Below are 24,736 nucleotides of genomic sequence, written 5' to 3'. Positions count from 1 at the left end.
CTCTCGTTACTTCGGGCTATCGGTTGCGGTGCCTTGCTTCTTCGCTTCTAACTCGAGTAACAACTTCTGCGCCGGACGAAAGCCGGGAGCGACCTCAAGCGCCTCGAGCACATTCTCCTCGGCCTTGGCACGGTCGCCCTCTGCCATGTACGCCTGCGCAACGTTGTACTCTGCCGACGCGCGATCAAGCGGGCCAAGCGCGAGCACTGCGGAGTATTCCCGCACCGCACCAGGGTTGTTGCCAAGCCCAAGCCACAGGTCGCCGAGGTGGCGATGCATGGCTTCATCCTCGGGGTAAATGAAGTTCACGCGATCGAGAGTCGCCGCGGCCTCCTGCTTTTGTCCAAGATCCTCTTCGAGAGATGCGAGTTTCTTCAGCGCATCGGGGCTTTGGCCACCCATCTTCTCGTATGCCGTCAAGGTAGCCGTTGCGCCTTGCTTATCACCATCCGCTATCTGTGCCACCGCTAGCTGCTCATAAGCGTTTGCGTCGCCGATGTACTCGGGATAGAGCTTCATTGTTTGCGGAGCTTCGGCGATGACGTCCTTGTAGTCCTTGGCTTTTGATTTCTCCACGAGATCCTTCAACTGCGCGCGCCAGGTGTCGAAGTTCTTGACCGTAACTCCGGTGCGTTGGTCGAGCCACGTGCTGTACGCCTTATCGAACCCCCCAGGGGTTATCTGTAGATTTTCCTGAAGAGCCTCAGCCGTCGTCTTCCGCGCTGCAAAGGAGTGCACCATACCCATGAGCGCCGCATCGCCCCAACGCTGCTGGATGTAATCGCAGATTGTACCGGCCTGGAAGTATGAGACGATGACCTGCGTCGGATACTCCGGATAGATGAAGCCGCGATCCATGTCCGCAACTGGTAAGAGCTTCTTATCCCGTATAGCGGCTACGATCTCTGGTGTCAGCCGGTTGCTCCACTCGGGTGACGCCGCACCTTCCTCATGCACGGCAAGCCCCTCGGTAAACCAGCGTGGCACACGATGGTTTGTTGCCTGCAGGATGTAGACGTGGCTCATCTCGTGCCACAGCGTGCTCCCCCAGTTAAAGTCGCCCGGTTTGCGTCCTGACGGGCTATCCATTGCGACGACCTCGCCGAAGGTTACACCAAGCGCTCCAAGCCCCGGCATGCCCATCGTTCGCACAGCAAAGTCCTCGTGATCCGGATAGACCTCCAACTGCACCGGGTCCGGGAGCGTCACGCCGTACTTCTTCTGGTACGTCGCCATGGCCTTGTGTAACTCGGGTTCGAAGTAAGGCCGAAGAAGCTCGGCCTCCTTCTTGCGCAGCCGAAGAATGGTCGTGTCGTCCCGGTACGTTACGAAGCTGCTGTAGCTGTCGAGCAGCCGCAGGCTGTTCACCGTGGCGGCATCGCGTTGACCGTTGTTGAAGCAAAGCTCGAGCTGCTCTCGTGGTTCCTTCTCTTCGCCGAGCCGCATCAGGTTGATGCCTAACTGCTCATGAGCAGACCATAGCTTCGGATCAGCCTCGATGGCCTTCCGGTAGTACGCAACCCCATCCTTGTAGCGCCGGTTCAGCACAAGCTGACGCGCTACAAGCGCATAACCCTCGCCGTAAGATGGGTTCACGGCGCTTATCTTCGCAAACCAGGCATCCGGCGAGCGATCCGCGATCAACTCGACTGCCGCTCGCACTGCCATCGCGTCGAGCGCATCTCCCTGTGGGGCCAGCGCAATCGCCTTGTCGGCTTCGACAACCGCGTCCTGCGGTTTGGAGTCTGACAGCGCGAGATCTGCCAGAAGCTCATGCGCCTCGACCATCTTCGGATCGAGCGTCGCTGCTTTCGCCGCGTACTCGGCGGCCTTCCCGTCGAAATCCTCACTACGTACAAGCGCCAGCCCGTAGTAAGCCTGTGCGTTTGACGGGTCCTGCGCGAGCGCCTCGTGAAAGAGGTCGACCGAGTCCTTGTTATTGAACCGCTCGTGCAGCAAAAGTCCCCACCGCACGCGGTATAGAGGCTTGCTCGCCGGACTTGCCACCGCCGTGCGAAAAGCTTCATTTGCCTGATCGAACTGCCGGAGTCCCCAGAACCCCTCGGCCCTCAGGTAGGGGTCGTCACTTCGGCTCAAGGTCTCGAAGCACTTCGCCGCTTCGCCTGCATGACCGTGCTTGCGCAACACCCGGCAACTAGCCGGCGTGGCTGATTCGGCGACGCAGCAATCCGCGCTGGCCAAAGCCAGCAGCACTACCGCCGCAATGCCGAGCCGGTTCACTTATCCAACTCCCCCTGCAGCTTGGCCAACTGCACCAGAAGCACGGTCAGCTCCTGCTTATACTCACCCGGCTCCATGGCGGCTTTCTGGTACTTCAGTGCATCGATCTTCTGTTCCAGTTCTTCCTTCTTTTCCATCAACTCGCGCTTCGCGGGATCGTTCATGGCCGCTTGCGCCGCCCCGATGCGCACTACGGTCAAACTCGCCAGCAGCGCCCCTTCACGCGCGCCATCCACCGTTGTCCGGACGGCCTCTCCGCGTCCGGTGTCTTCGAAGACCGCATGCTCTGTCGCCAGCCGTTTCTGCGACTCATAGAACGCAGCCGTCTTCCTGTCCGCATACCGGTACGCCTCGATCGCCGACACCGACCCGCTCTTATCCAGATCGGCCGTCGGATCCCCAAGCGCCTCTGCCCAGTAGCGCGCAAAGACCGTCGCGTTCTTCTCCGTTCCAGACTTTGTCGCCGCGATCACCCCACGGCCCGGCCTCTCAAGCGCCGCCACCGCACCGCCACTGGCGCTCGTCGTATTCACGATCAGTTCCCGCCGCGCCGGGACTTTATCGCACATCGCAGCCAGCTCCGTGGCCGACACATCAGGACCCACCAGGTTGAACTTGTACTCCGTTCCGTCAAAGCTCCCGTGCCCGATCAGTGTCAGGATCAGGTCGTCTTCCACCTTCGCCTCCCGCGCCACTGTCGCCATCGTCTCGGTCAACTTTGCCCGCGTCGCCTGCTTCCCGGTCAGCGTGTAGACGTGTGCTCCGCTCGCTGTCCGAAACACCTTGTCCAGATCGTTCGCCGTAGCCGTGAACCTCTGCTCATAGTCCGGCTCGCCCCCAAGCCCCGCCACGGTGACGTAGAACGTCGAGGCCTGCGCCAGACCCGGCATCAGCAGAGCGAAGAGGAGCATCTTCACACGACACCCCACTTCCGCCGCAGAAGCCATTCGGTTGCGCCCAGCCCGAGCAGCGCCAGGAAGACAACCGGCATGTCCCAGAGCTCCTTCGTATCTCGCACCGAGATGCCCGCCTCCGAGTACGAGATCTCCCCGGGCAGCCTCCCTAACTCGTCGCGCTTCCAGTACCTTCCGCCAGTCTCCGCTGATAGCTTCTCCAGCAGTTCCCGGTTCTGTTCGGTATGAAAGTTCTCCGCCATGCCGTCGTTCCGCTCGAACGCAACGACATCCTTGCCGAGCTCTTCTTTCCCCCGACTCGCCGTGACTTCGGCCAGACACGCTCCGGCCTTTCCCGCCGTCCAGTTCGCCTCGAAGTTACCCGGAGCATTCGGTACCGGAGCCATCTCCACCACTGCTGAAGAACCGTCAGGGCCGTTGAAGTGCGCCGTCACCCGCGCGTCCCCTGCAGGCTCATAGTCTTTATCCCGCACTGTCGCCGTCAGCCGCACCGTGCCTTCGTCCTGCAGCTCTTGCGTCGCCGTCGTTGCCACGACACGCCCCGGAGACTCCGCCGACATCCACCGGAGGATCTGCCGCCAGAAAAGATCGTGCGCCGGATCCCCAAGCGTCGAACTCATCTGCCAGCGCCACGTTCCTGACGTCGCCATGAGCGCTGTGCGCCCGCGCCCGTAGTTCTGCGTCACCAGCAGAGGCATCGACCGCCCCGCACGCATCTCGGCCAGCACCGTCGCTCCCGGCTTCGGGCTGCCGGGATCCTCGTAGTCCGCGAGATACGGCAGCGTCTTCCATCGCGCTGCATTCTTCGCGGGATCATCGATCAGCCGCGTGATCGCGCTTGCCTCGCCCGCAGCGGTCAACTGCACCGTGGCCGGATCACGCCGAAACGTGCCCTTAGTGTTAGGGAGAAAGGTAGGCAGAAGGTCCGCTACGCTCGTCGCACCCCAGCCTCCGTCTGCAAGCGCGAAGCGGCCGCCGAGGAAGAGTACCCCGCCGCCACGCCGGTCTACAAACTCCCGCAACAACTCCTGCTGCGTCGGCGTGAAGTACTGTGCCTCGACCGACCCGATGATGATCGCCTGGTACCCGAACAGGTCCTCCGCTCTTGTCGGAAATCCGTCTGCCAGCTCCTTCGGGTCGCTGATTCCCTGGCGATAGATTTTGTTCTCCGTCGTCCGCAGCATGGAGACGACCTGCACCTCCGGATCGTCGTCCGCCGCTCGACGAATGAACTTGTACTCCCACCGGGGCTCACCCTCGACGTACAGGATCCGCCGCTTGTCCGTTGCGACGCTTAGCAGACGGGTCACCTGGTTGTTCGCCGTATTCTCCTCGCCGGGCATCAGGCCTACTGAGAAGGCTAGGGTCCTCGCTCCTGCCGATCCGGCATTGAAGAAGACGGTCTCGTTCTGTGTCGCCCCATCGCGGCCAAACGTCACCTCACGCGAGGCGAGCACCTTATCTCCATCTTTGACGGACAGCGTGCCCTTCGCTCCGGCGTACCCGCGCTGATGGAAGCTCACCGTGGCCGTCACGCGTGAGTTCAGCATTGCCCGCGAGGCCGCCGTCACATCCCCCATCTCGACATCGCGATCCATCCGCTCCCTGCCGAACCCGATCGTATGCACCGGGAGCCTCCGGTTCCTGAGCGCGCCGATCGTCTCCACGTCGATCCCTCCCGCGTTCTCCGAGCCATCGCTCAGCAGCACAACTGCTCCTACCGGCAGATCGCTCGTCTCCGCCGTCAACTGCTTCAGCCCGTCGCCGATATGCGTCGCCGCGGCTCCAGCCTTGATCTCGTCCGTCTTCGCCGCTCGCCGCAGCCCTCCGTCCAGCCGGTAAAGTCGCACCTGGAACCTCTTTCGCAGCCCATCCAGAACGCCTCCCTCAAGCTCTTTGATCGCCGAGGCCTCCCGTGTTGCGCCCGAATCGCCGTCCGCGATCGCCATGCTGCGCGAGTCGTCGACGACCACGGCAATCATGTTCTGCTGCGACTTCAACTCCGCAACCGTCATCGCCGGCTGCCACAGCAAAAGGAGCACAAGGGCAACAAGCGACGCCTGCAGACCCCAGATCACCCCGGCTCGCCACGTCTGCATCAGCGGCGAAGCTCCTGGCAGCTGGGCTCGAATCAGGACGCCCAGGCCAGCCGCGGCCGCTACCATCAGCACCAGTAGAAGCCATCCCGGCCACGCGCCAAGCAGGATGAACTTGCCTTTGGTAAACACCGGGATCGGGTACTTGAATAAGAAAGAAAACATTCGGGTAGAGCCGATCCCCCATATCAAACGACAACCGAACCGCGCCTGGCGATCAGTGCGTCATGCTGTAGACGACATAGTTCAAACCGACCCGAAACGCCATCGACGCGAACGTCTCCGGATAGTTCGGATCATCCGCCCACTCCCACGCGTCGCCAAGGTGCATGTTGTGGCAGATCGCGACCATGATCCTCCCCTTGTCGTCCCGTATCGCGCGCCATTTCGGCACATATCCATCCTTCTCGTAGGTCCGTCCGGTACGGATGTACTGCTCGCCGGGAACCTGGAAGCGATCGTCCATGTCGTAGAGGACGTGGAAGATCTCGTCCTTGTTCTCGAGGTCTTCGACTGGCCGGTCGGGAAATACCTGGCGCATGCCGTTCATGAAGTTTTCCCAGTCGGCCGAGCCGTGGAAGTCGTCCACCATCAGGAAGCCGCCCTTCAGCAGATACTCCCGCATGCGCTTCGCCTCTTCGTCCGTGAACGACCAGGTCTGGACCTGTACTGCATAGACCATCGGATAGTTGAAGATGTCATCCGAGTCGAGATTGACGACCTGCTCGGTTGTCCTGCCTTGGATCCGTGTCAGGCGGTTCAGCGCGATCAGGAACTGGCGGTCGGCTTTCGGATAGTCGCGGCGCCAGGTAGCCCAGTGGTAGAAGCCGTATCCGCTGCCTCCCATGCTCGACGCGTAGCTCAGGCGCGACCACGAGAACTCAGCTTTTTCCGTGCTTTGCGGCGTCTCGCGATCCCAGTCCGCCACCCGCTGCATCGCGAACAGACCTGTCCCAACCGCGAGAACCGACGTCGCGACGATCGTCTTCCGCAGGAGCTTCATGGACTGGTCCCTCCACACGCCGGAGCATAACAGATGAGCTTGTGTCCTTAGACGGAGCGCACTCCAGAGTTGTTGCAGAACGCTCGTGCGGCGGACGCGAAGTTGTTCATGCAGCCAAACACCAATCCGCCACCGGAAACGTCTCTTCAGGAGCGTGAGAGGATGTTAGCGTGCTTCGCACCTGCGGGGCGCGCAGGAGGGCCGGAGTCAGTGAAGCGGCGTGACTTTGTAAAGCTCGGTTCCGCCTCGGCCTTCGCCGCTACGTCTCGGCTTCCCGGCCAGATGCCTATGGGCGGCCCGGCTTCCCCGGCGCCGCCGGAGACTGGCAAGGCGGACGTTACCTTGCGGATTGCTCCTGTCACCGTCGAACTTGCTCCGGACCGGATTCTCTCGACCATCGGCTACAACGGGACCTCCCCTGGCCCAGTCCTGCGTATGCGCGAGGGGAAGCCTGTCACCGTCGACGTCATCAACGAGACCGACACGCCTGAGCTGGTCCACTGGCATGGCATGCTCATCCCAGCGGACGTCGATGGTGTCGAGGAGCAGGGAACACCCTTTGTGCCGCCGCAGGGGCGTAGACGCTACCAGTTCACTCCGAATCCCGCTGGGTCGCGGTGGTATCACTCGCATGCGATGGCCTACGCCGACCTGCACAAAGGCAGCTTTACCGGTCAGTTCGGCTTTGTCCACATCGACTCCGGGAGCGATCCCGGACAGTACGATCAGGAACTCTTCCTCGCCATCCGCGACTGGGAGCCCTTCTTTACCAGCAGCATGGAGGATGACGACGAGGAGGGGCAGAACGATCCTCAGCTCGAGAAGCCCGCCGTCCTTAATACCGATCCGAACGGCCTCGAGGTCAATTCCATGACCTACTCGATTAACGACAAGTCTCTTGGAGCCGGGGAGCCAATCCGGGTGAAGGAAGGTCAGCGTGTCCTGTTTCACCTTCTAAACGCCAGTGCGATCGAAAACCGTCGCATCGCGCTTGGTGGGCACAAGTTCAAAATCATCGCGCTTGATGGGAATCCCGTTCCGACGCCGCAGGTCGTCGAGACTGTCTTTCTCGGAGCGGGTGAGCGGGTCGACGCTGTCGTCGAGATGAACCAGCCGGGGGTGTGGGTGCTTGGGGCTCCCGAAGACGCCATTCGGACAGCCGGGCTGGGGGTGATTGTCGAATATGCCAATCAGCATCGGCAGCCTCAGTGGATCAAACCCTCATCGCTTCTGTGGGACTACACGCGATTCAGCGCCCCGGAAGGGAACCGGCCACCCCCCGATCAGACCATCGATATGATCTTCGAGAAGATCCCCGGAGGATCGGGCAAGTTCAACACCTTTCTTATCAATGGCAAACCTTACCCTCACGAGAACGAGTTCGTCCTGAAACAGGGTCTTCGCTACCGCCTCGTCTACCGCAACCGCACCGACGATGCGCACCCCATGCACCTGCACCGTCACCAGGTCGAGTTGGTTGAGATCAATGGAAAGAAGACGTACGGCATCGTCAAGGACACGGTCGTCGTGCCGTACTTTGGTCGCGCCGCGGTCGAGTTCGTCGCGAACCAGCCCGGCCTGTCACTCTTCCACTGCCACATCCAGCAGCACATGGACTATGGTTTCAAAGCACTCTTCCGGTACAAGGACATGTAGAAGGCTGTGGAGCCAGGCTTTTGCCGTTGGCGCTTCCGTGACTGCTGCCGTCGCCCTATGGCTTTGACTCCGAACGGACTCTGCTCTATCCCTTCAATGATGACTATCTGTCCGCGTCTGATAACGAGCTGAAAATCTTGTCAAGGGGGTAAATGGGATAACTCCATCATAACAAAAGAGATAGAAATGTCCTTTTAGTTATGGTGGGCAGTCTACAATTTAAGCAGTGAAGAAAAAGGCGAAGCGCCGTGCTGTCATCCGTGGCTAAGTCTTTTCTTTACTAATATTTGCGCCTAAGTCCTTTACTTAGTCTAATTTACGCGGACATCCTCCCCGTATATCGTTGCATGGAAAAGACTTGGACGCGGGCAATGGGGAGGGGGTGGCCTGGGAAGTGCGAAGCTGTAATCCAAACAAGGCTACGGAAAGCGCCCAGGTGTGAGCAATTCCCCGGATGGGGTATGGAAGGGTTACCTGCGGTTGTCGATAGTGCGGACGCTGATCCATGCCCGAAGGCTGGACAGAACACCCGGAGAGGCCCCTCGCATGATCTCGATTGTTGGCATTGTTGTCGTTATCGGCGCCGTTATCGGCGGATTTCTGATGGAGAAAGGACAGCTCGCCGTCCTGATTCAGCCGGCCGAACTGGTCACTATCGGGGGAGCGGCGCTCGGAACCCTTATCGTCGCGAACCCGATTTATATTCTCAAGGGCATCATCGCTGGCGTCATGGGCATTCTGAAAGGGTCGCCCTTCACCAAGCAGCGCTACACCGAAACGTTGAAGATGATGTTCGATCTGTTCGCCAAGGCGCGCAAAGAAGGCCTGGTCGCGATCGAAGCCGACGTCGAAGGTCCGGATAAGAGCACTATCTTCGCGGCCTATCCGAAGTTTCTGCACGACCACCACATTCGCGACTTCGTCTGTGACACGATGCGCATGGCGATTACGGGCGGTGTGCTCGCCTTCGATGTCGAGCAGATGATGGAGCTCGACATGGAAGTTCACCATCAGAGTACCGCTCTGCCGACCACCGCTTTGAACACCGTCGCCGATGCGCTTCCGGGTCTTGGAATCGTCGCCGCCGTCCTTGGAATCGTCGTCACGATGGGTGCGCTCGGTGGACCTCCCGAGGAAATCGGCCACAAGGTTGCCGCGGCTCTGGTTGGAACCTTCCTCGGAATTCTCCTGTGTTACGGAGTGCTCGGTCCGCTTGCCTCGATGATGAGCAAGCTGAACGACCAGGAGCACGCGTACTACCACATCCTCCGCGTGGTCATGATGGCCTTCATCAAGGGCACAACGCCGATCCTCGCGGTCGAACTTGCCCGCCGCGCCATTCCGGCCCACCTGCGCCCGAGCTTCCAGGAGGTCGAAAAGGCCTGCCGTGCGAAGGGTGCAGCAGTAGCAGCCTAGGAGGCATGACATGGCAGACGAACAACCGATCATCGTCATCAAGAAGGTCAGTGGTCACGGCGGACATCACGGCGGAGCCTGGAAGGTCGCCTACGCCGACTTCGTGACCGCGATGATGGCCCTCTTCATCGTGCTCTGGCTGCTGAGCTCCACCAACAAGCAGACCCAGGAGGAGATTGCCGGCTACTTCAACGATCCAAAGGGGACTGCCAGCAAGAAAGGCTCCGAGGGCAAGCCGCAGCCTAAAGAGCAGTCCAAAGAGAAGAAGGACGACATGGCCGCCCTCAAGGCGGACCTGATGAAGGCGATCGACAGCATCAACATGCTGAATAAGCTGAAGAAGCAGATCGAGATCTCGATTACGGAGGAAGGCCTCCGGATCGAGCTGATCGAGGACGAGAAGGGGACGTTTTTCCAGTCAGGAAGCGCGCAGCCAACGCCCGCTCTGGAGGAGTTGCTGAAGGTTCTCTCCGAGCAGTTGAAGAACCTGCCGAACAACATTTCGATCGAAGGGCATACCGACGCGCAGCCTTACTCGAGCAAGGGGCCGTACGGGAACTGGGAGCTTTCTACCGATCGCGCCAATGTCGCCAGGCGGTCAATGCAGAACGATGGCGTTCGTTTGAACCAGGTTTCGCAGGTGAGAGGTTTCGCCGACCAGCGCCTCCACACGCCGGATAAGCCGTTCGACGCCTCGAACCGCAGGATCTCGCTCGTCGTGCAGAACCTGCCGGTGCGGGAAAAGCCCAAGGAAATAGCCAAGGAAGGCGGGAAGGAAACACCCAAGGAAGGCGGAAAGGAAGCGCCGAAGGAGGGTAGCAAAGACGCACCAAAGGAGTCCGCAAAAGCGGACGGTACAAGTTCCAAGCCGGAAGCGGGAACTGCGCCGGAAGAAAAAGCCAAGGCGGAGAGTGGTGCACCGGCTGCCGAGAAGCCATCGATAAGTCTGATGGCGCGCGCGAAGGGCCTCTTCACCCGAACGAAGGCGCCAGCGCCCTCACCGGCGCCAGAGGGGAACCGGAGTGAGTAACTTCAGGAATGCACGCAGATCTTCGAGTTCCTGATCCGACTTCAAAACGAAACGAACGCGAGCCTCTCCAGAGCGGAACGACTCGACGTGAGCATCGACCTGGAAGCTTGTCTCTCCGTGGTAAAGGGTGAGCAAACCGTCCGCTCCAGCCGGAACGGGGCTCGAAAATGGACCACGCAGGCCCGACTCGCTGATATTAATGCAGGTTCCAATGATGACGGCCTCTCCGAGGATGAAGTCCATGGGGAGGTCCGTCTTGAATCGAGGGAGACGATAGAGGAAATTGCGCATAGGGAAAATTGTTTGGCTGGGCATGAGACGGCCCTGCGGCAACTTTATCCTAGCAGAGTCAGTCACCCGATTTGCTCTTCTCAATGGTACTTAAGTACCACGTCAAGCCCTTTCATTGCCAAAATGGGACTGCTATAAGGTAATCAAGGCCTGAGGAGAGCAGACATGCAGACAATGATGGCAGAACAAACCGGAACGCTGGCAAAGTTTTTCCCGATGATGAACCAGACGGGATTCCCCCCATTCGGGATGACGGAGACGACTCCCGCGGTTTCGTATCGTGTTCTGATCGTTGAAGGAAGTGCGTCGCTCGCCCGTCTGCTGGCAACCGGGCTGGCTTCGGAGTCGGTGTCGGCGGATGTCACACATGACATGGCCGAGGCGACGAGTCTATTGGAAATCAAGCCTTACCATCTTCTGATCCTCGACCTCGATCTGGCGGATATGGACGGAGCCGCCGTGCTGCAGAACCTGCGCTCACGCCGCCCTGACCTCCGGGTTCTCTCGCTGAGCGTGCGTGGCGGCGTGGAGGATCGCGTTCTGGCGCTCGACCAGGGTGCTGACGACTATCTGTTGAAGCCGTTTTCGCTCCTGGAGTTGATGGCGCGGGTGCGGGTTCTCCGGCGCCGTGCTGGATCGACGAGCCAGATGGTGGCCCAGCGGACGAGCAAGGTGACTCTGTGCGCGGACCAGTGCCGGGTGGAGCGTGACGGGCGCAGCATTGACCTGACGCCTCGGGAGTTCGCGCTGCTGGAGTACATGATGCAAAATCCGGGGAAGACCCTAACGCGGTCGATGCTGTCGCAAGAGGTCTGGAACATGCCGGCGGAGGCGAACACAAACATTGTGGACGTGTACATCAAGTACCTCCGCGATAAGCTCGACGAAGGGCACGATGAGAAGCTCATCCGCACTGTGCGCGGGATGGGGTATCTTTTCCAGGCGAACGCGTAAGCTGGTCCTGCTCACCGTAAACATTATCTCGAAAGGCACGCTGATACGGCGAAATGTTTGGGTATCGAGAAAACTGAAAGTGGAGAGTAAGATAGGCTAAACGTCTGATCCATGACCGTAATGCGCTGACGCGGTCCTGTGTGAGAAAGGAACCTCCGCATAACACTTTCAGATACCAGTATCAATACGCGTCGAAGGGAAGATAACGCGGCTGTCCACATTCTGCTGGTGAGCGGCAATACTTCTTTTCGCGAGGAGCTGCGCGGCCGGCTCGCCCCTCTTCGCTGGAATCTGACCGAAGCGAAGAGTGGGGCTGAAGCACTCGACCTGCTGCACGCTGATAAGGAAACCGGGGTCCTGCTCCTCGATCCCGTGTTGCCGGACTTGCTTCCCGCCGAGTTCTGCGGGCTGGTCCGTCAGCAGTTTCCTGGTATCGAAGTTCTAACGATGAACACGACGACCGGCCATCTGCTGGTTGGCAGCACCTCACCGACCCCCTTCGCTTCGAGACTCGCGGAACTGCTGTATCAGGGAACGACTTCGTCTCTTCCGGTAAAGCCGGTAGTCAAACCCACGACTTATGTTCGCAGTTCTACCGGGACTCCCGGCCTGCGGGGGATGGTTGGGAGTTCAGCCCCGATGCAGCACGCGTATGCGCTCACGCATATGGTGGCCGCGCGAGATACAACTGTGCTGGTTACGGGGGAGAGCGGAACGGGGAAGGATCTGATCGCCCAGGCTGTTCACATGATCAGCCCGCGGCAGAAAGCGCCGTTCATCGTTGTCAACTGCGCCGCGATTCCGGAGGCACTCCTGGAAGCCGAGCTGTTCGGCTATGCAAAAGGCGCGTTTACGGGGGCAATGCAGTCGCGGATTGGGCGCATTCACGCCGCGCATGGTGGAACCCTCTTTCTTGATGAAATTGGAGATATGCCTCTTTCTCTGCAGAGTAAGATTCTCCGCTTTGTCGAGCAGGGTGAAGTGCAGCGGCTTGGGAGCAATGACAACCTGAGGGTGGACGTCCGTGTCGTCGCGGCGACGAACGCGGAGTTACCGAACCTCGTCAAACAGAAGTTATTTCGCGAAGATCTGTACTATCGTCTGGCTGTCTTTCCGATCCGGCTTGCGCCGTTGCGGGAACGAGAGAATGACGTTACGGCACTCGCGCACTTCTTTGCGACCAAGTTCTGCCCCGGAGTTACGGTTACTCCTGAGGCTATCGAGGCGCTCTATAAACATGACTGGCCTGGGAATGTACGTGAGCTCAGGAACGTGATCGAGCGCGCCAGCATTATGGCGGGCACGGCGCGCGAGATCGCCGCTAAAGATATTCTGCTCTAGATAGCTATGGCCCTCAGCTTGCATCTTGTAACTGCAGATGCAGCCTCTCTCTCATCTCGAGCCAATAAATACCTCTGCCTGCGCCGGTCAGCCCGAGGTATTTCTCCTGGCAGACGCCTTCTCCGAGTTCATCTCGGCGTCGGCTCGCCTGGAGGCTTCCTACGCAACGCTGCAACAGGAAGTAACTCACCTCAGCCATGAACTGGCGGATCGCAACTCCGCGCTGAAGGCAAGCCTGGCAGAGAACCAGCGGGTTCATGGAGCGCTGCAACAGATCGTGGCTTCGATGCCTTGCGGTGTGTTAGTCGTGGAGGGTGACTGCTCCGTCTCGATGATCAATCCCGAAGGACGCCGGTTGCTGGATCTCGGTTCGGAAACGATCGACGACCTGGTCAGTATCTCGGTGAAGGCCGGTATCGATCTGGCGGGCTTTCTAACGCGTAACAGCAGTGCGGAAGACGAACAGGAGTTCTGCCGTACGTCTGGTGGCATGAAGCGCTGGCTCTCTGTTCATGACCGGCGACTCTTCAGCGACTCATACGGTCCAGAGCATCAGCAGACGATTCTGATCCTCCGGGACGTCACTCTTCATAAACAGGCGGAGCATGAGCGAGAGCGCGCACGGAAGGCGACGGCTCTTTCGGAAGTCGCGACGACACTCGCTCATGAAATTAGAAACCCTCTCGCCAGTCTCGAGCTCTTTGCGGGTCTGATCGCCGATGGGGGCGAGGATGCGGCGGAGTGGGTATCGCATTTACGTGCTGGAATCCGATCGCTGGGTGGCACCGTCAATAATGTTCTTAGTTTTCATGGCGTCGGATTCCCCTCGCTAGTGGCGCTGGACCTTTCCGAGGCGCTCCGCAGCAGCGTTGAATTCGTTCGGCCAATCGCGCAACAAGCTGGTGTCTCCCTGTTTTTCACTGCGGATCCTATCGTCAAAGTGCTGGGAAATTCCAGTGCGTTGCAGCAGGTTGTTCTCAACATTGTGTGTAACGCGATTCGGCACACACACAAGGGTGGCGCGGTCCGTGTCTCAGCCCGAGTGGACCGAGACAAAAATAATTACCTGAATAACTACGCCGTGATCGAGTTCGCGGATACTGGCGATGGAATTGCTCTAGAACATATCAACGAGATCTTTCGTCCCGGCTTCAGCGGCAGCGGCAACACCTCCGGGCTTGGCCTCGCGGTATGCGAGCAAATTGTAAGGCAGCACGAAGGCAAGATTCGTGTCGTCAGCGAAGTGAACGTCGGAACTACCTTTTTCGTGGAGATACCCGCCCTATGACATTCACGAACCCATCCTCGGTCCTTATCGTCGACGATGAGGCTGGAATACGTACTGCGCTCCGCGTCAGCTTTGCGCGGAACGGCTGGGCAGTTGAGACGGCCAGCGGAGTGAACGAAGCAACGCAACTTCTGGAGAACAAGGACTTCCAGCTCGTTGTCAGCGACATGCGTATGCCGGATGGTGATGGACTTGACGTCATGCGCTCCGCCAGGAAGATGTCGTCCAGCACGGCGGTGATTCTACTGACCGCCTTCGGGAACGTTCCGGACGCCGTGCAGGCCATGCGGAGCGGAGCGTTCGACTATCTCACCAAACCTGTATCTTTTGAGCAACTCGAAGAGGCCGCCTCACGGGTGATGCGGGCTAGTGCGGCCGCCCCTCGCGCGGATCACTCTGAGGCGAGGAGTATTGTTGGACGGGCACCGCAGTTATTGCGCTCGCTTGAGCGGGCAAGAGCAGCGGCGACGACGGATGCCGATGTCCTGGTGGAAGCAGAAAGTGGGACGGGGAAAGAGTTGCTTGCACGGTTTATCCATGACGCAAGCGACAGGAGCCGTAAGCCATTTATCGCAGTCAACTGCGCGGCGGTTCCTGAACACCTTCTTGAGAGCGAATTGTTTGGGCATGCGCGCGGTGCCTTCACGGGAGCTACGACCGCCAAAGCCGGGAAGTTCGAACTGGCCAATGGTGGCACGCTGCTACTCGATGAGATCGGTGACATGCCGCTGAACCTTCAGCCTAAGTTACTGCGCGCACTCCAAGAGCGTGAGTTCGAACGCCTTGGGGAGACGCGTTCGGTGAAGGTGGACATCCGCGTTATTGCAACGACCAACGTCAACCTGAGCGCGATGGTGGAGGAGGGCAAGTTCCGAAGTGACTTGTACTATCGGCTTGCAGTGATCCCGCTTACGCTTCCAGCATTGCGGGATCGAGCGGGGGACGTTGAGCTGCTCGCGCATTACTTCGTGGATAAGTTCTCAGCCAAAGGACGCGGTCCGGCCCAGCGGGTCAGTGAAGAATTTATCGAGAGGCTTAACGCTCACCATTGGCCTGGCAACGTGCGGGAGCTTGGTAACTTTATGCGACGCGTCTGCTCGCTTCATCCTGGGGTCGAGCTCGATGGTTCTTGCTTTGACCAAGAGTTCCAGGGACGTAGCAAGGTTGCTTCGGTTCCGGCCTCAGTTCCGATGTTCAATCCAGGAGCACCTATTCGTCAGCTTGAACGAGCCCACCTTGAAAGTACCTTGACGATGACCCAGGGGAATCGCACGCAAGCGGCTGAAATGCTGGGAATCAGCATCAGGACGATGCGTAATCGGATTCGCGAATACGGGCTCCCGCCCAGGAGGTATGCCTGAGATGGCAAGTTCCGGACTTATCCCATCCTCACTCGAGCGTTTTCTCGAAGTAGCCAGTGACCGGCAGCAGACCGTTGCTGCAAATATGGCGAACGTAGATACACCCGGGTATCACACGAAAGACGTCAACTTCAAGCAAGCTCTAGCAACCATTGGCAATGATGACGGTCAGGTGCAGCTCACGCCGACCGTGGTGAATGTCAAAGGCCTTCTGGAGCGGCCCGACGGAAACAATGTCAACCTTGACCGGGAAAGCCTGCTGCTAGCCCAGACACAACTGCAATACCAGATGGGCATTCAGTTAGTGAAGTCCAATTTTCATCAACTACTCAGCGCAATCAATGGGGGCAGCTAATCATGGGACCGTTCGACATTCTTTCCATCAGCGCCTCGGCACTCTCGGCGGAGCGGCAACGCTCCGAGGTGATCGCCGCTAACATGGCCAACGCCGAGACGACTCACACTGATGGCGGTGGCCCTTTCACTCGGAAAGAGGTCGTCTTCTCATCCGCGAGCAACGCTTCTTTTCACCTCGCGTTTGCCAGTGCCGGGCATACCACTGGCAAGACGCTTGGGTCCGTTCGCATCTCCCAAATCGTTGAAGATAAGACTCCACCGGTGATGCGGTATGAACCTGGGCACCCGGACGCGGACAAGGATGGCTATGTAGCCTATCCTGCGATCAATCCCGTTCAGGAGATGGTTGACCTGATGGGATCGACACGAGCTTATCAACTCAACGCTTCCGCAGTCACCGCCGCCAAGCAGATGATTCAGCAGTCGATCGACATCCTGAAGAGCTAACCAGCAAGAGGAGAGTTTCTTATGAGCATGAGTATTTCGGGTCTCGGTATCTCCAGCCCAATTACGACCGGAGCAGGCCCATTATCGTTTACCGAGCCGGACTCGTCGGGTAGTAATGGAGGCTTCGGGGATGTACTGAAGAATGCCATTTCCCAGGTCAGCAACCTCCAGGGGGGCGCTGAGCAACAGGTGAACACGCTTCTGCAAGGTGGTAGCAACGATATGAGCAAGGTGATGATCTCAGTCGAAAAGGCTGACGTCGCATTTCAGCTCATGATGCAGGTGCGCAACAAGATCGTGAGCGCCTACCAAGACATTGAAAAGATGCAGTTCTGAAGAACTACCCCAAGAGTTGATACCTTATGGCCGGATTCAATCAAATCACGACGCAGGCTAAGCAGTTCTGGTCTACCAGGACAGCGAACCAGCGTATCTTCCTTGGGGTCGGAGCGGCTGCGACGATAGGCTTGCTCGCTCTCTTCGCCAACCTCATGACGACGCCTGACTATAAGCCGCTCATGACGGGTCTCGAGTCGGCTGACGCGCAGGCTATCTCCGCGGAGCTCACCGCGAAGAAGATTCCGTTCCAGCTGAGCCCCGACGGCAAGAGCATCAATGTGCCGGCGGACCAAATCGACGCGGCTCGTCTTGATGTGGCTTCGACCCAGACGACGCATAGCGGACGGATGGGTTTCGAGATCTTCGACAAGGTGTCCTGGGGGCAGACTGAGTTTGATGAAAAGGTCAATTACCAGCGTGCATTGGAAGGAGAGCTTGAGCGTACGATCACGACACTCGGTGGGGTGAAGAGTGCCAGGGTTCACCTGGTCATGGCTACGGAATCTGTTTTCATTGACCGGGAACGGAGCGCGAAGGCTTCGGTAACGCTCAAGCTTGGGCGCGATGGACTATCTCGTGAAGAGACCATTTCGATTCAGCGTCTTGTCTCTGGGGCCGTCGATGGGCTCAAGCCCTCCGACGTCTCGATCATCGATGCGGATTCGAACGAGTCTCTCCGGGGTGCGAGCGATTCGTCTCCAGGGGAAGAGGGTGCTGAGCGGCAACTCAGTCAGCGGCTGATGGCGACACTCACTCCGGTAGTCGGTGCCGACCATCTGCGGGCCAGTGTGAACGTGGAATATGAGCTGGGTACGACAGAGGAGAGCCAGGATAAGTACGACCCTTCCGTAAGTGTCCCGCTCTCCGTCCAACGGTCTGATGAGCAGACCGGTCCTGGTGCAGGCGTAGGTGGGGTGCCGGGGACGACGAGCAATGTTCCCCAGAATAAGGCGAATGTACCACCTCCAGTCGGCGAGGATTCTTCGCAGACTTCAAAGACCGAGAACGCGACTTACGGAGTAAATAAGATTACTCGCCACACTCTTGAACCGGCTGGACGGATCAAGAGGATTACAGCGGCTTTGCTCGTCGATGACTCTGTCACTCGTAAGCTTGGAGCAAACGGCAAGTGGACGACGACACGTGTCAAGCGCTCCCCTCAAGAGCTGAAGCAGATCGAGATGCTTGCGCAGAGTGCGATCGGGCTGGACTCGAATCGGGGCGATGTGATCAGTGTTCAGAATCTCTCCTTCACGAGGCCGGATGATGTGGATGTACCGCCAGTGACAGCTCTTGACCGCGCTCGCAAAGGTGTCTCCGACAACGCGACCCTCGTCCGCTATGGCATGCTGTTTGCTCTCTTCGTCCTGGCGTACCTATTGATGATTCGTCCGGTCCAGAAGCGCGTACTTGGGGCGGCAGTGGCGCAGGCACCGGTCCAACCTATCCTCCCGGAGTCGGCTGCTCCGTTGCCCCTGCCGATAGCGTCAACGCCGACCGACGTGGCACGCACCCTGGCGCTGAAAGAGCAGCTTGTTCTGCAGGTAAAGTCTGAGCCGGCGAGCAGCGCCCGGGTCGTACAGGCCTGGTTGCGCGGGGAAACCGACTGAGGCGACGCAACTGGCGCCGCAGTAGCTCAGGCAGATAGCTAAGAACGCAGGTATCACCCCAGGGAGTAGATGAGCATGTCATTCAGCAGAGAGACTCAGCCAAGCAGCTCGGCCACACCAGTTGCGGGATTTCAGTATCGTCAAATGTCAGAAGATACGGCACCGCCGCCACCACCCAAAGTTGAGGTGAGAGAGCCAGGTATCCGACTTACGGAAGAAGTGTTGCGCAAGCGTCTGGATACCGCCCGCGCGGAAGGAGTCGCGGAGGCCGAGGCAAGGCTCAGGCACGGATATGAAGAGCAGATTCGGGCAGAGAGCCAGCGAATCACGCGAGCCATTGATGAGTTTGAGCGCAGCCGTAAGGAATATTTTTCGAAGGTTGAACTCGAAGTCGTCCAACTTGCTCTTGCGATCGCGGGCAAGATCCTCCACCGAGAGGCCCAGGTTGACCCACTGCTCGTTGCGGCTATCGTGCAGATAGCGCTTGGGCAGCTAAAAGAAGGATCTGTCGCCTCGATTCGTGTGCGGCCGGAGGATGGACAAAGGTGGCGAAGCCATTTTGCCTCGCAGGATTTCAAGCTCGACGTCTCCGTGGTGGAGGACAGGACGCTTCAGCCTGCCGATTGCATTCTGGAGACTGAGTTGGGAACAGTCAACTTCAGCCTTAATCTGCAACTCAAAGAGATCGAGCAGGGCTTCTTCGATGTGCTCGCGCAGAAACCTCAGGCCTAATGACGACACCGCTGGCTCCATATTTTAGCCAACTCAATCGCGCCAGCAGCCTTCGCTGGAGTGGCCGGGTTCTGCAGGTTGTCGGAAACCTTGTCGAGTCGGAAGGCCCATTCTGTTCCGTGGGCGACGCCTGTGAGATTATTTCCTCCGACGGCACCAGCTATGCGGGAGAGGTTGTCGGTTTCCGAGGGGCGACGATGCTCACCATGACCTTGCAGCTCCCGCAAGGTATCCGGTATGGGGACCGCATTGTTGCTTCGGGCGGGCGACCATCGATTCGTGTCGGGCCAGAGCTACTTGGCCGAGTAATCGATGGCACCGGCCAACCACTCGACTCACTCGGACCCTATAGCGGCCGATACAATATGACGGTCGATGGGTCTGCTCCCCTTCCTCTTGATCGTTTGCCGATTCGACAGGCGCTTGGTTGCGGCGTGCGCGCACTTGATGCTTTTGTCACGTGCGGCCTCGGACAACGGCTTGGGGTCTTTGGGGGCAGCGGTGTTGGGAAGAGTACGCTCCTGGGGATGATGGCCCGGGGTACACAGGCGGATCTTACGGTGATGGCGCTGATTGGCGAGCGCGGCCGTGAGGTTCAGGAGTTCTTAGAGGTTATCGGCGAAGAGGGAAGACGGCGCTCGATTCTTGTCGTTTCGACTTCCGATCAGTCGCCGCTTCTGAAGATGCGTGCCGCGCTTTCAGCGACTGCGATCGCGGAACACTTCGCGTCCCAGGGAAAGAATGTTTTGTTGGTGGTCGATTCCCTGACCCGCTTCGCAATGGCGCAGAGAGAGATCGGGCTCGCCGCAGGTGAGCCTCCAACAACCAAGGGATACACACCTTCGGTTTTGAATACTCTCGCTCGCTTGGTTGAAAGAGCTGGGAACTTCAACACGGGTAGCATTACCGCGTTCTATACGGTGCTGATGGAGGGAGATGACCAGCAGGATCCCGTTGCTGACACTGTACGGTCACTTCTCGATGGCCATATCATCCTCGACAGAAATCTAGCGCTACGCAATCACTATCCTCCGATTTCGATCTTAGATAGTTTGAGCCGACTTATGCCCTCGGTTGCCTCCGCGGAGCACATGGCTAAGAGCCGAGCATTGCGCATCCTACTCGCATCCTATGCGCGATCCGAGGATCTAATCCGGATTGGGGCATATCAGAAGGGGTTTGATTCAGTCCTGGATCGAGCCGTAGAGGTGCTTCCTGAAATCACGCAGTTCCTGCATCAAGGAGCTCTTGAAACCCCCACATTCGCCCAGGTTACAAAGCAACTAAGCGGGATACCGAGCTGACATGGCATTCCGCTTTACACTTGCGACCGTCCTTAGGCTCCGAGAGATTGCCGAAGAACGCGAAGAGCGCGCCCTTAGCCAGATTTTGAAAGAGATCGCGCAGGCTCACCAGAACCTTGCGGACATACAGGCGCGGCGCGTCAGGATTATTGCGCTACGCGAAGTGCAGTTGCGAGCTCGCATGTCAGCGGCGGAGATACATATCTCTCAAGGAGAGATCAAGGCGCTTGACCTTCGGGAGAAGGATGCCCAGGCGCATATCAGGAAGCTCGATGGGTTGCGTCAGCAACAAGTCAAGGTCTACGAGACAGAGCATCGCAAGAGGGAGCTACTGGCAGGCTTGCGAGAGCAGCAGCTTTATGCCTATCGCCGCGAACAGACTCGTCAGGAGCAGAACATGATGGATGATAATTTCTCGGCACGTAGAGCGCTTCGCTAGGCACTGTTTGCCTAGCGATACGGCAAGTCTTACCGTATAAGACTGCCGATTGAACATAGTCTTACTCCAGTACGGCGACTAACAATCTGTAGGTTGTTCATAACAAGAGAGGAATACGAACGTGAACTGTTCTGGAAGCTTTGGCACACAACATGCAACTACAGAAGGCGTGCAAGTCTCTTCCAAAATCGTGAGCAGTGTTCCTGCGGAGAATGTGAAGCTCGCCTCCACATCCGTGAGCTCCAATGGTTTCAAGGATGCCTTCTCCGCAGCGTCTGATGCTGCAAGTGCTCACAAGGCCCAGGGCGGCACAAAGCAAGCGGACGAGAAGAAGGGCACGAGAGAAAAGCAGTCTGCTCAGGATCCCTCAGCTCCTGTCGTGTCCACGCCCGAGACGAAGACCTCAGTACCGGTGACAGTGGCAGTTGTGGTGCCTCCGACTGCGCCGGTGCCTTCAGGGGCAGGTGATGGCGGCAGCCAAGATCTCACATCTCTTGATACAAGAGATAACGGGGCTGTGACTCTTCCTTCTGCGAAGAACGCGGGCGATTCTAACGGGGGCGTTGGACAAGAGAGCGATGCGGCGACGGGTACAGACTTGTTGGATGGTGATGTGCCGGCGGGTACCGCGACAACTGCTCCGAGCGAAGGCGCAACTTCGAATGCGGCCGATGGAAACGGAGCTCTCGGTTCGAAGCAGAAAGCTGAGATAGCCGGAATGACAGCCTTACCGTCCCCTTTAGACTCTTCCGTGGAGGCTGGTGATGGTGCCGCGACGATCGCTAAATCGCGGGCTGCGGTCGAAGACGATCAGGCCAAGAGCGTCAATTCAGCCCAGCCTGATGCCGCGAGTCAGAGCGCGGTGCTCGCGAATGCTCTGCTGCCTGCGGCTAACTCTCAGCCGTTGGCTGCCGCGAATCAGGCAAAGGTAGAGGCCGCCCAGAATGGATCTAGTGTTGACAATGCATTAGCTTCTTCCGGTGGGCTGAAGAGCGGCGGTTCGAAGCAACTGTCGGCTTCGGGCAAAGATCGCGCAGCCGTATCGGATGCCAAGACCAAAGGGAAGTCAGAGGATGAAGGGATGCAGACGTCCAGTCAAGAGACAGACGCATCCTTCGCAGCGAAGATTCCTGCCGTAGTTGCCGTCATCGACCACCAGCCGGCGGGTTTGCATACCGGGAACGCTGGTGGAGATGCCGCGCAGCAGGCTGTGCAGGCGGCGACCGCTAATGCGACCCCGTCAAACGCGTTAGCGTCGGAAAGCACCGCCTCGAACGCGACTGGTGCCGCACAGACCGCGGTCCCCGCGCAAGCCGCGAGCGCGACGGCGGCGCAAGAGTTGCCTACGTTGAACAGCGCACACCTTATCCAGTCGATGGGGCAATCCGAGATGAAGCTCGGTATGCATTCGGCGGAGTTTGGTTCCATTTCCATTAACACTTCACTCACACATCAGGCGCTCTCTGCCCAGATTTCGATATCTCACTCTGCTCTTGGCCAGGCCCTCGCGATGCATCTTCCCTCGATCGAACAGAAGCTGGGTAGCGCTTATGGTCTTCAAGCGAGGGTTGAGGTCAAGGATTCCAGCGGGACGTCGGCCGGGGACTCAGGAAGGCAGTCAGAGAATGGCCGCCAGTCGCAAACCAGCGGCTCCTCCAGGAATTCTTCGATCGCAGGAATCGGGATGGCAGCTGCCCCGGCAACCACGACAACATCTCTACTCGCCAAGTCTTCGCGGTTAGACATACGAATTTAGAAATCTCTATCAGGAGGAACCATGTCCGTTTCTGGAGTAACAGCAACTACACCCGCATCGATACTCGATATCGTCAGCGCGAGCAAGGCAAAGGCCGCTAAAGCGAAGGCCAACGCTACCACCGGCTCGAGCACATCGAGCACGTCAAGCACTTCCGGTCTTGATGGAACGACGACCGGTACGACGTTCCTTAATCTACTAGTCAAGGAGTTGCAGAATCAGGATCCGACCTCTCCCATGGACTCCACCGCCATGGTGGGTCAGATGATCTCGCTCAACCAGCTTGATCAGTTGATCAGCATCAACCAAAACCTGACCACGGCGACGACTTCCACCACAACTTCCGGCACGACTACCGGACACGTAAGCTCGTCGGCAGAGGTCGCGGCCCGCAATGAACTTATGAATGGCGGGTCGGCCTCAAGCAACGCCCAAGCCTTAGGCTTGTCGTCCAGCGATCCGAATTCCACCCTCGACTTTTCAGCTCTTAACACCCCTTACGGAGGCAAGTAATGTCATTTTTCGGTGTTCCCCTTTCAGGTCTCGTCGCCAGCCAGGATCAACTCCAGGCTGTTTCCAATAATCTTGCCAACCTCGATACGGTCGGTTTCAAAGATCAGACCGTTTCTTTCAGCGATCTTTTCGCGCAGAGCAGCCTTACCAACGCGACCAATGATCCCATCGAAGCGGGTCTTGGCGTGAAGGCTTCGCAGACGACGTCAGATTTCACCGACGGCGCTACGGATGCGACGGGGATCTCCTCCAACATGGCGCTCTCTGGGAATGGATTCTTTGTCGTGCAGGCCGCTGACGGCACGACCTCGTATACCCGTGCTGGCGACTTCACGGCGAACAAGGCTGGCGAGCTCACCACCGCGAACGGCGAGAGTGTAATGGGATACCCGGCTGTGAACGGAGTTATCTCGACAACTGGCACGCTGCAGCCTCTCCAGATCGCTGTCGGTTCCGTGGTTCCCGCGAGCGCGACCTCGACCTTCGAGTTGACCACGAACCTCAATTCGACCGCGGCGACCGGCACAACTTTCGCGAGCACCACGCCTGTTTACGATTCGCTTGGAGCCTCGCACGTCCTGACAGTCAACTACACGAAGACTGGAACAAACACCTGGAGCTACTCGGTCAACATGCCCACCGCCGACACCGGTGCCGCATCCTCACAGGTTGCGTCCGGGAACCTGGTTTTCGATAGCTCTGGAAACCTGACCTCCCCGACGAGCGGCAGCGTCGCCGTAAGCGTCCCGACATTTGCCAATGGGGCAGCTTCCATGAGCCTCACGTGGGATTTGAAGGATGAAGCCGGAAACTCAAGCATCACGCAGACCGACCTCGCCAGCGCCACCAGCGCCACGAGCCAGAATGGAAAATCCAGCGGCACGCTCACCAGTTACGCGGTCGCAACCGATGGAACGATCAATGGCACCTACTCGAACGGACAGGTGACGGCCCTGGGGCAGGTTGTTGTGGCCACGTTCTCCAATACGCAGGGTCTACTGCGCACAGGAAACAATGACTACCAAATGACCGCCGGATCGGGGACACCCCTCGTTGGAGTAGCCGGCACGGGCGGTCGGGGAGTGATCACGGGCGGGTCCGTCGAGGCGTCGAACGTGGACGTCGCGGCTGAATTCTCCAAGATGATCGTCGCGCAGCAGGCCTACCAGGCGAATGCGAAGACAGTTACGACCCTGAATCAGATTTCCCAGGCCACGATTCAGATGATCACTGGCTAGTCCAGGTGACTCCTGCATTATGAGCGAGTGATGAGAGCCTGCCGTTCTCGCCGTCGCCGGAGAACGGCCGGCTCTTTCTCACCCACCCTCATCGCAGTAACGTCAGACCGCCTCCGAATGCTGCAAGACCGGTGTGCGAGTGTGGCACGTTTTGTTTTCATAGCTTTAGAAGCTCACCCCCGCCCGAGCTTGTTTGGCCCCCCGCTTGCATTGATGACAGTGCCGGACCGATGACCATGTTGCGATCGCTGCAGACCGCGGATGGCTCGGAAGGTATTTCCTTGCCGATGTCGGCATGAGGGGCACTCTTGGTAAGCACAACACCAGCTACGAAGCAAACGAAGTCGCCTGCCACTTCTTCAGCGCCCAAGGAAGCGAACCCGGGAGATGTCCTTCCATGGCTTCCTTGC

Annotated in this window: 23 protein-coding genes; 17 read left to right on the top strand and 6 right to left on the bottom strand. The window is 58.7% G+C overall.

From position 1 onward, the window contains the following. Nucleotides 1-6: 6 nt before the first annotated feature. Genes GRAN_RS02810 through GRAN_RS02795 form a run of 4 tightly spaced genes read right to left on the bottom strand, consistent with a single transcriptional unit; the run spans nt 7 to nt 6,254 of the window. Nucleotides 7-2,241, bottom strand: a complete 2,235-nt coding sequence (locus tag GRAN_RS02810) for a peptidase MA family metallohydrolase (protein WP_241654309.1) — start codon at nt 2,239-2,241, stop codon at nt 7-9. After that, nucleotides 2,238-3,152: a hypothetical protein gene (locus GRAN_RS02805; RefSeq protein ID WP_128912937.1), complete on the bottom strand. Its 915-nt coding sequence runs from the start codon at nt 3,150-3,152 to the stop codon at nt 2,238-2,240. Before GRAN_RS02805 ends, GRAN_RS02810 begins: the two co-directional genes overlap by 4 nt. 2 nt (nt 3,153-3,154) lie before the next feature. Then, nucleotides 3,155-5,416 carry a glutamine amidotransferase gene (locus GRAN_RS02800; RefSeq protein ID WP_128911480.1) on the bottom strand — a complete coding sequence of 754 codons (2,262 nt, stop codon included), beginning with the start codon at nt 5,414-5,416 and terminating at the stop codon, nt 3,155-3,157. A gap of 52 nt (nt 5,417-5,468) precedes the next feature. Further along, a complete protein-coding gene (locus GRAN_RS02795) occupies nt 5,469-6,254 on the bottom strand; it encodes a DUF4159 domain-containing protein (protein WP_128911479.1) in 786 nt (261 codons plus the stop codon). 210 nt (nt 6,255-6,464) lie between these two features. On the opposite strand from GRAN_RS02795, the gene GRAN_RS02790 reads away from it, so the two are divergent. From GRAN_RS02790 to GRAN_RS02780, 3 genes are all read left to right on the top strand, one after another. Continuing rightward, a complete protein-coding gene (locus GRAN_RS02790) occupies nt 6,465-7,910 on the top strand; it encodes a multicopper oxidase family protein (RefSeq protein ID WP_128911478.1) in 1,446 nt (481 codons plus the stop codon). 546 nt (nt 7,911-8,456) lie between these two features. Next, entirely contained in the window at nt 8,457-9,326 is an 870-nt protein-coding gene (motA, locus tag GRAN_RS02785) for a flagellar motor stator protein MotA (RefSeq protein ID WP_128911477.1), read from the top strand. 10 nt (nt 9,327-9,336) lie between these two features. After that, the gene (locus GRAN_RS02780) at nt 9,337-10,356 is read left to right on the top strand and encodes a flagellar motor protein MotB (RefSeq protein ID WP_128911476.1); all 1,020 of its coding nucleotides are present in this window, start codon (nt 9,337-9,339) and stop codon (nt 10,354-10,356) included. On the opposite strand, the gene GRAN_RS02775 is transcribed toward GRAN_RS02780, so the two are convergent. Further along, entirely contained in the window at nt 10,324-10,647 is a 324-nt protein-coding gene (locus tag GRAN_RS02775; protein ID WP_128911475.1) for a PilZ domain-containing protein, read from the bottom strand. The two genes, GRAN_RS02780 and GRAN_RS02775, sit on opposite strands and share 33 nt — an antisense overlap. Before the next feature lie 165 nt (nt 10,648-10,812). Here GRAN_RS02775 and GRAN_RS02770 point away from each other — a divergent pair, with 165 nt between their 5' ends. Continuing rightward, nucleotides 10,813-11,601, top strand: coding sequence for a response regulator transcription factor (locus GRAN_RS02770; protein WP_128911474.1), 789 nt, complete (start codon nt 10,813-10,815; stop codon nt 11,599-11,601). A gap of 228 nt (nt 11,602-11,829) precedes the next feature. Further along, the gene (locus tag GRAN_RS02765) at nt 11,830-12,942 is read left to right on the top strand and encodes a sigma-54 interaction domain-containing protein (RefSeq protein WP_241654308.1); all 1,113 of its coding nucleotides are present in this window, start codon (nt 11,830-11,832) and stop codon (nt 12,940-12,942) included. Between the two features lie 13 nt (nt 12,943-12,955). Here the strand turns inward: GRAN_RS02765 and GRAN_RS26040 are convergent, their stop codons facing one another. Then, complete coding sequence (locus GRAN_RS26040) at nt 12,956-13,201, bottom strand: hypothetical protein (RefSeq protein ID WP_241654307.1); 246 nt, start codon at nt 13,199-13,201, stop codon at nt 12,956-12,958. A gap of 72 nt (nt 13,202-13,273) precedes the next feature. Between GRAN_RS26040 and GRAN_RS02760 the strand changes: the two genes are divergently transcribed. The 12 genes from GRAN_RS02760 (at nt 13,274) to GRAN_RS02705 (ending at nt 24,326) form a co-directional block, all read left to right on the top strand. After that, nucleotides 13,274-14,230: a two-component system sensor histidine kinase NtrB gene (locus GRAN_RS02760; protein ID WP_241654306.1), complete on the top strand. Its 957-nt coding sequence runs from the start codon at nt 13,274-13,276 to the stop codon at nt 14,228-14,230. Further along, nucleotides 14,227-15,591 (top strand): sigma-54-dependent transcriptional regulator, encoded by a 1,365-nt coding sequence (locus tag GRAN_RS02755; RefSeq protein WP_128911472.1) that lies wholly within the window; start codon nt 14,227-14,229, stop codon nt 15,589-15,591. The genes GRAN_RS02760 and GRAN_RS02755 overlap by 4 nt, the downstream gene beginning before the upstream one ends. Beyond that, a complete protein-coding gene (gene flgB, locus GRAN_RS02750; protein WP_241654305.1) occupies nt 15,584-15,946 on the top strand; it encodes a flagellar basal body rod protein FlgB in 363 nt (120 codons plus the stop codon). Before GRAN_RS02755 ends, flgB begins: the two co-directional genes overlap by 8 nt. Nucleotides 15,947-15,948: 2 nt before the next feature. Further along, on the top strand, nt 15,949-16,395 hold the full coding sequence (flgC, locus tag GRAN_RS02745; protein WP_128911471.1) for a flagellar basal body rod protein FlgC: 447 nt from the start codon (nt 15,949-15,951) through the stop codon (nt 16,393-16,395). A gap of 21 nt (nt 16,396-16,416) precedes the next feature. Then, on the top strand, nt 16,417-16,731 hold the full coding sequence (gene fliE / locus GRAN_RS02740; RefSeq protein ID WP_241654304.1) for a flagellar hook-basal body complex protein FliE: 315 nt from the start codon (nt 16,417-16,419) through the stop codon (nt 16,729-16,731). A 26-nt stretch (nt 16,732-16,757) separates the two neighbouring features. Beyond that, a complete protein-coding gene (gene fliF, locus GRAN_RS02735; RefSeq protein ID WP_128911470.1) occupies nt 16,758-18,344 on the top strand; it encodes a flagellar basal-body MS-ring/collar protein FliF in 1,587 nt (528 codons plus the stop codon). A gap of 222 nt (nt 18,345-18,566) precedes the next feature. Then, nucleotides 18,567-19,076, top strand: coding sequence for a FliH/SctL family protein (locus tag GRAN_RS02730; protein WP_241654303.1), 510 nt, complete (start codon nt 18,567-18,569; stop codon nt 19,074-19,076). After that, the gene (locus GRAN_RS02725) at nt 19,076-20,380 is read left to right on the top strand and encodes a FliI/YscN family ATPase (protein WP_128911468.1); all 1,305 of its coding nucleotides are present in this window, start codon (nt 19,076-19,078) and stop codon (nt 20,378-20,380) included. Before GRAN_RS02730 ends, GRAN_RS02725 begins: the two co-directional genes overlap by 1 nt. Before the next feature lies 1 nt (nt 20,381). After that, nucleotides 20,382-20,819, top strand: a complete 438-nt coding sequence (locus GRAN_RS02720; RefSeq protein WP_128911467.1) for a flagellar export protein FliJ — start codon at nt 20,382-20,384, stop codon at nt 20,817-20,819. 517 nt (nt 20,820-21,336) lie between these two features. Continuing rightward, nucleotides 21,337-22,575 (top strand): hypothetical protein, encoded by a 1,239-nt coding sequence (locus tag GRAN_RS02715; protein ID WP_128911466.1) that lies wholly within the window; start codon nt 21,337-21,339, stop codon nt 22,573-22,575. Nucleotides 22,576-22,596: 21 nt separating this feature from the next. After that, nucleotides 22,597-23,088: a flagellar hook capping FlgD N-terminal domain-containing protein gene (locus GRAN_RS02710; RefSeq protein WP_128911465.1), complete on the top strand. Its 492-nt coding sequence runs from the start codon at nt 22,597-22,599 to the stop codon at nt 23,086-23,088. Further along, on the top strand, nt 23,088-24,326 hold the full coding sequence (locus GRAN_RS02705) for a flagellar hook protein FlgE (RefSeq protein ID WP_128911464.1): 1,239 nt from the start codon (nt 23,088-23,090) through the stop codon (nt 24,324-24,326). Before GRAN_RS02710 ends, GRAN_RS02705 begins: the two co-directional genes overlap by 1 nt. Nucleotides 24,327-24,736 lie beyond the last annotated feature (410 nt).

This window comes from Granulicella sibirica (assembly GCF_004115155.1).
GTDB lineage: Bacteria > Acidobacteriota > Terriglobia > Terriglobales > Acidobacteriaceae > Edaphobacter > Edaphobacter sibiricus.
The sequence above is the reverse complement of the archived record's forward strand: the minus strand, read 5'-3'. Positions and strand labels throughout refer to the sequence as shown.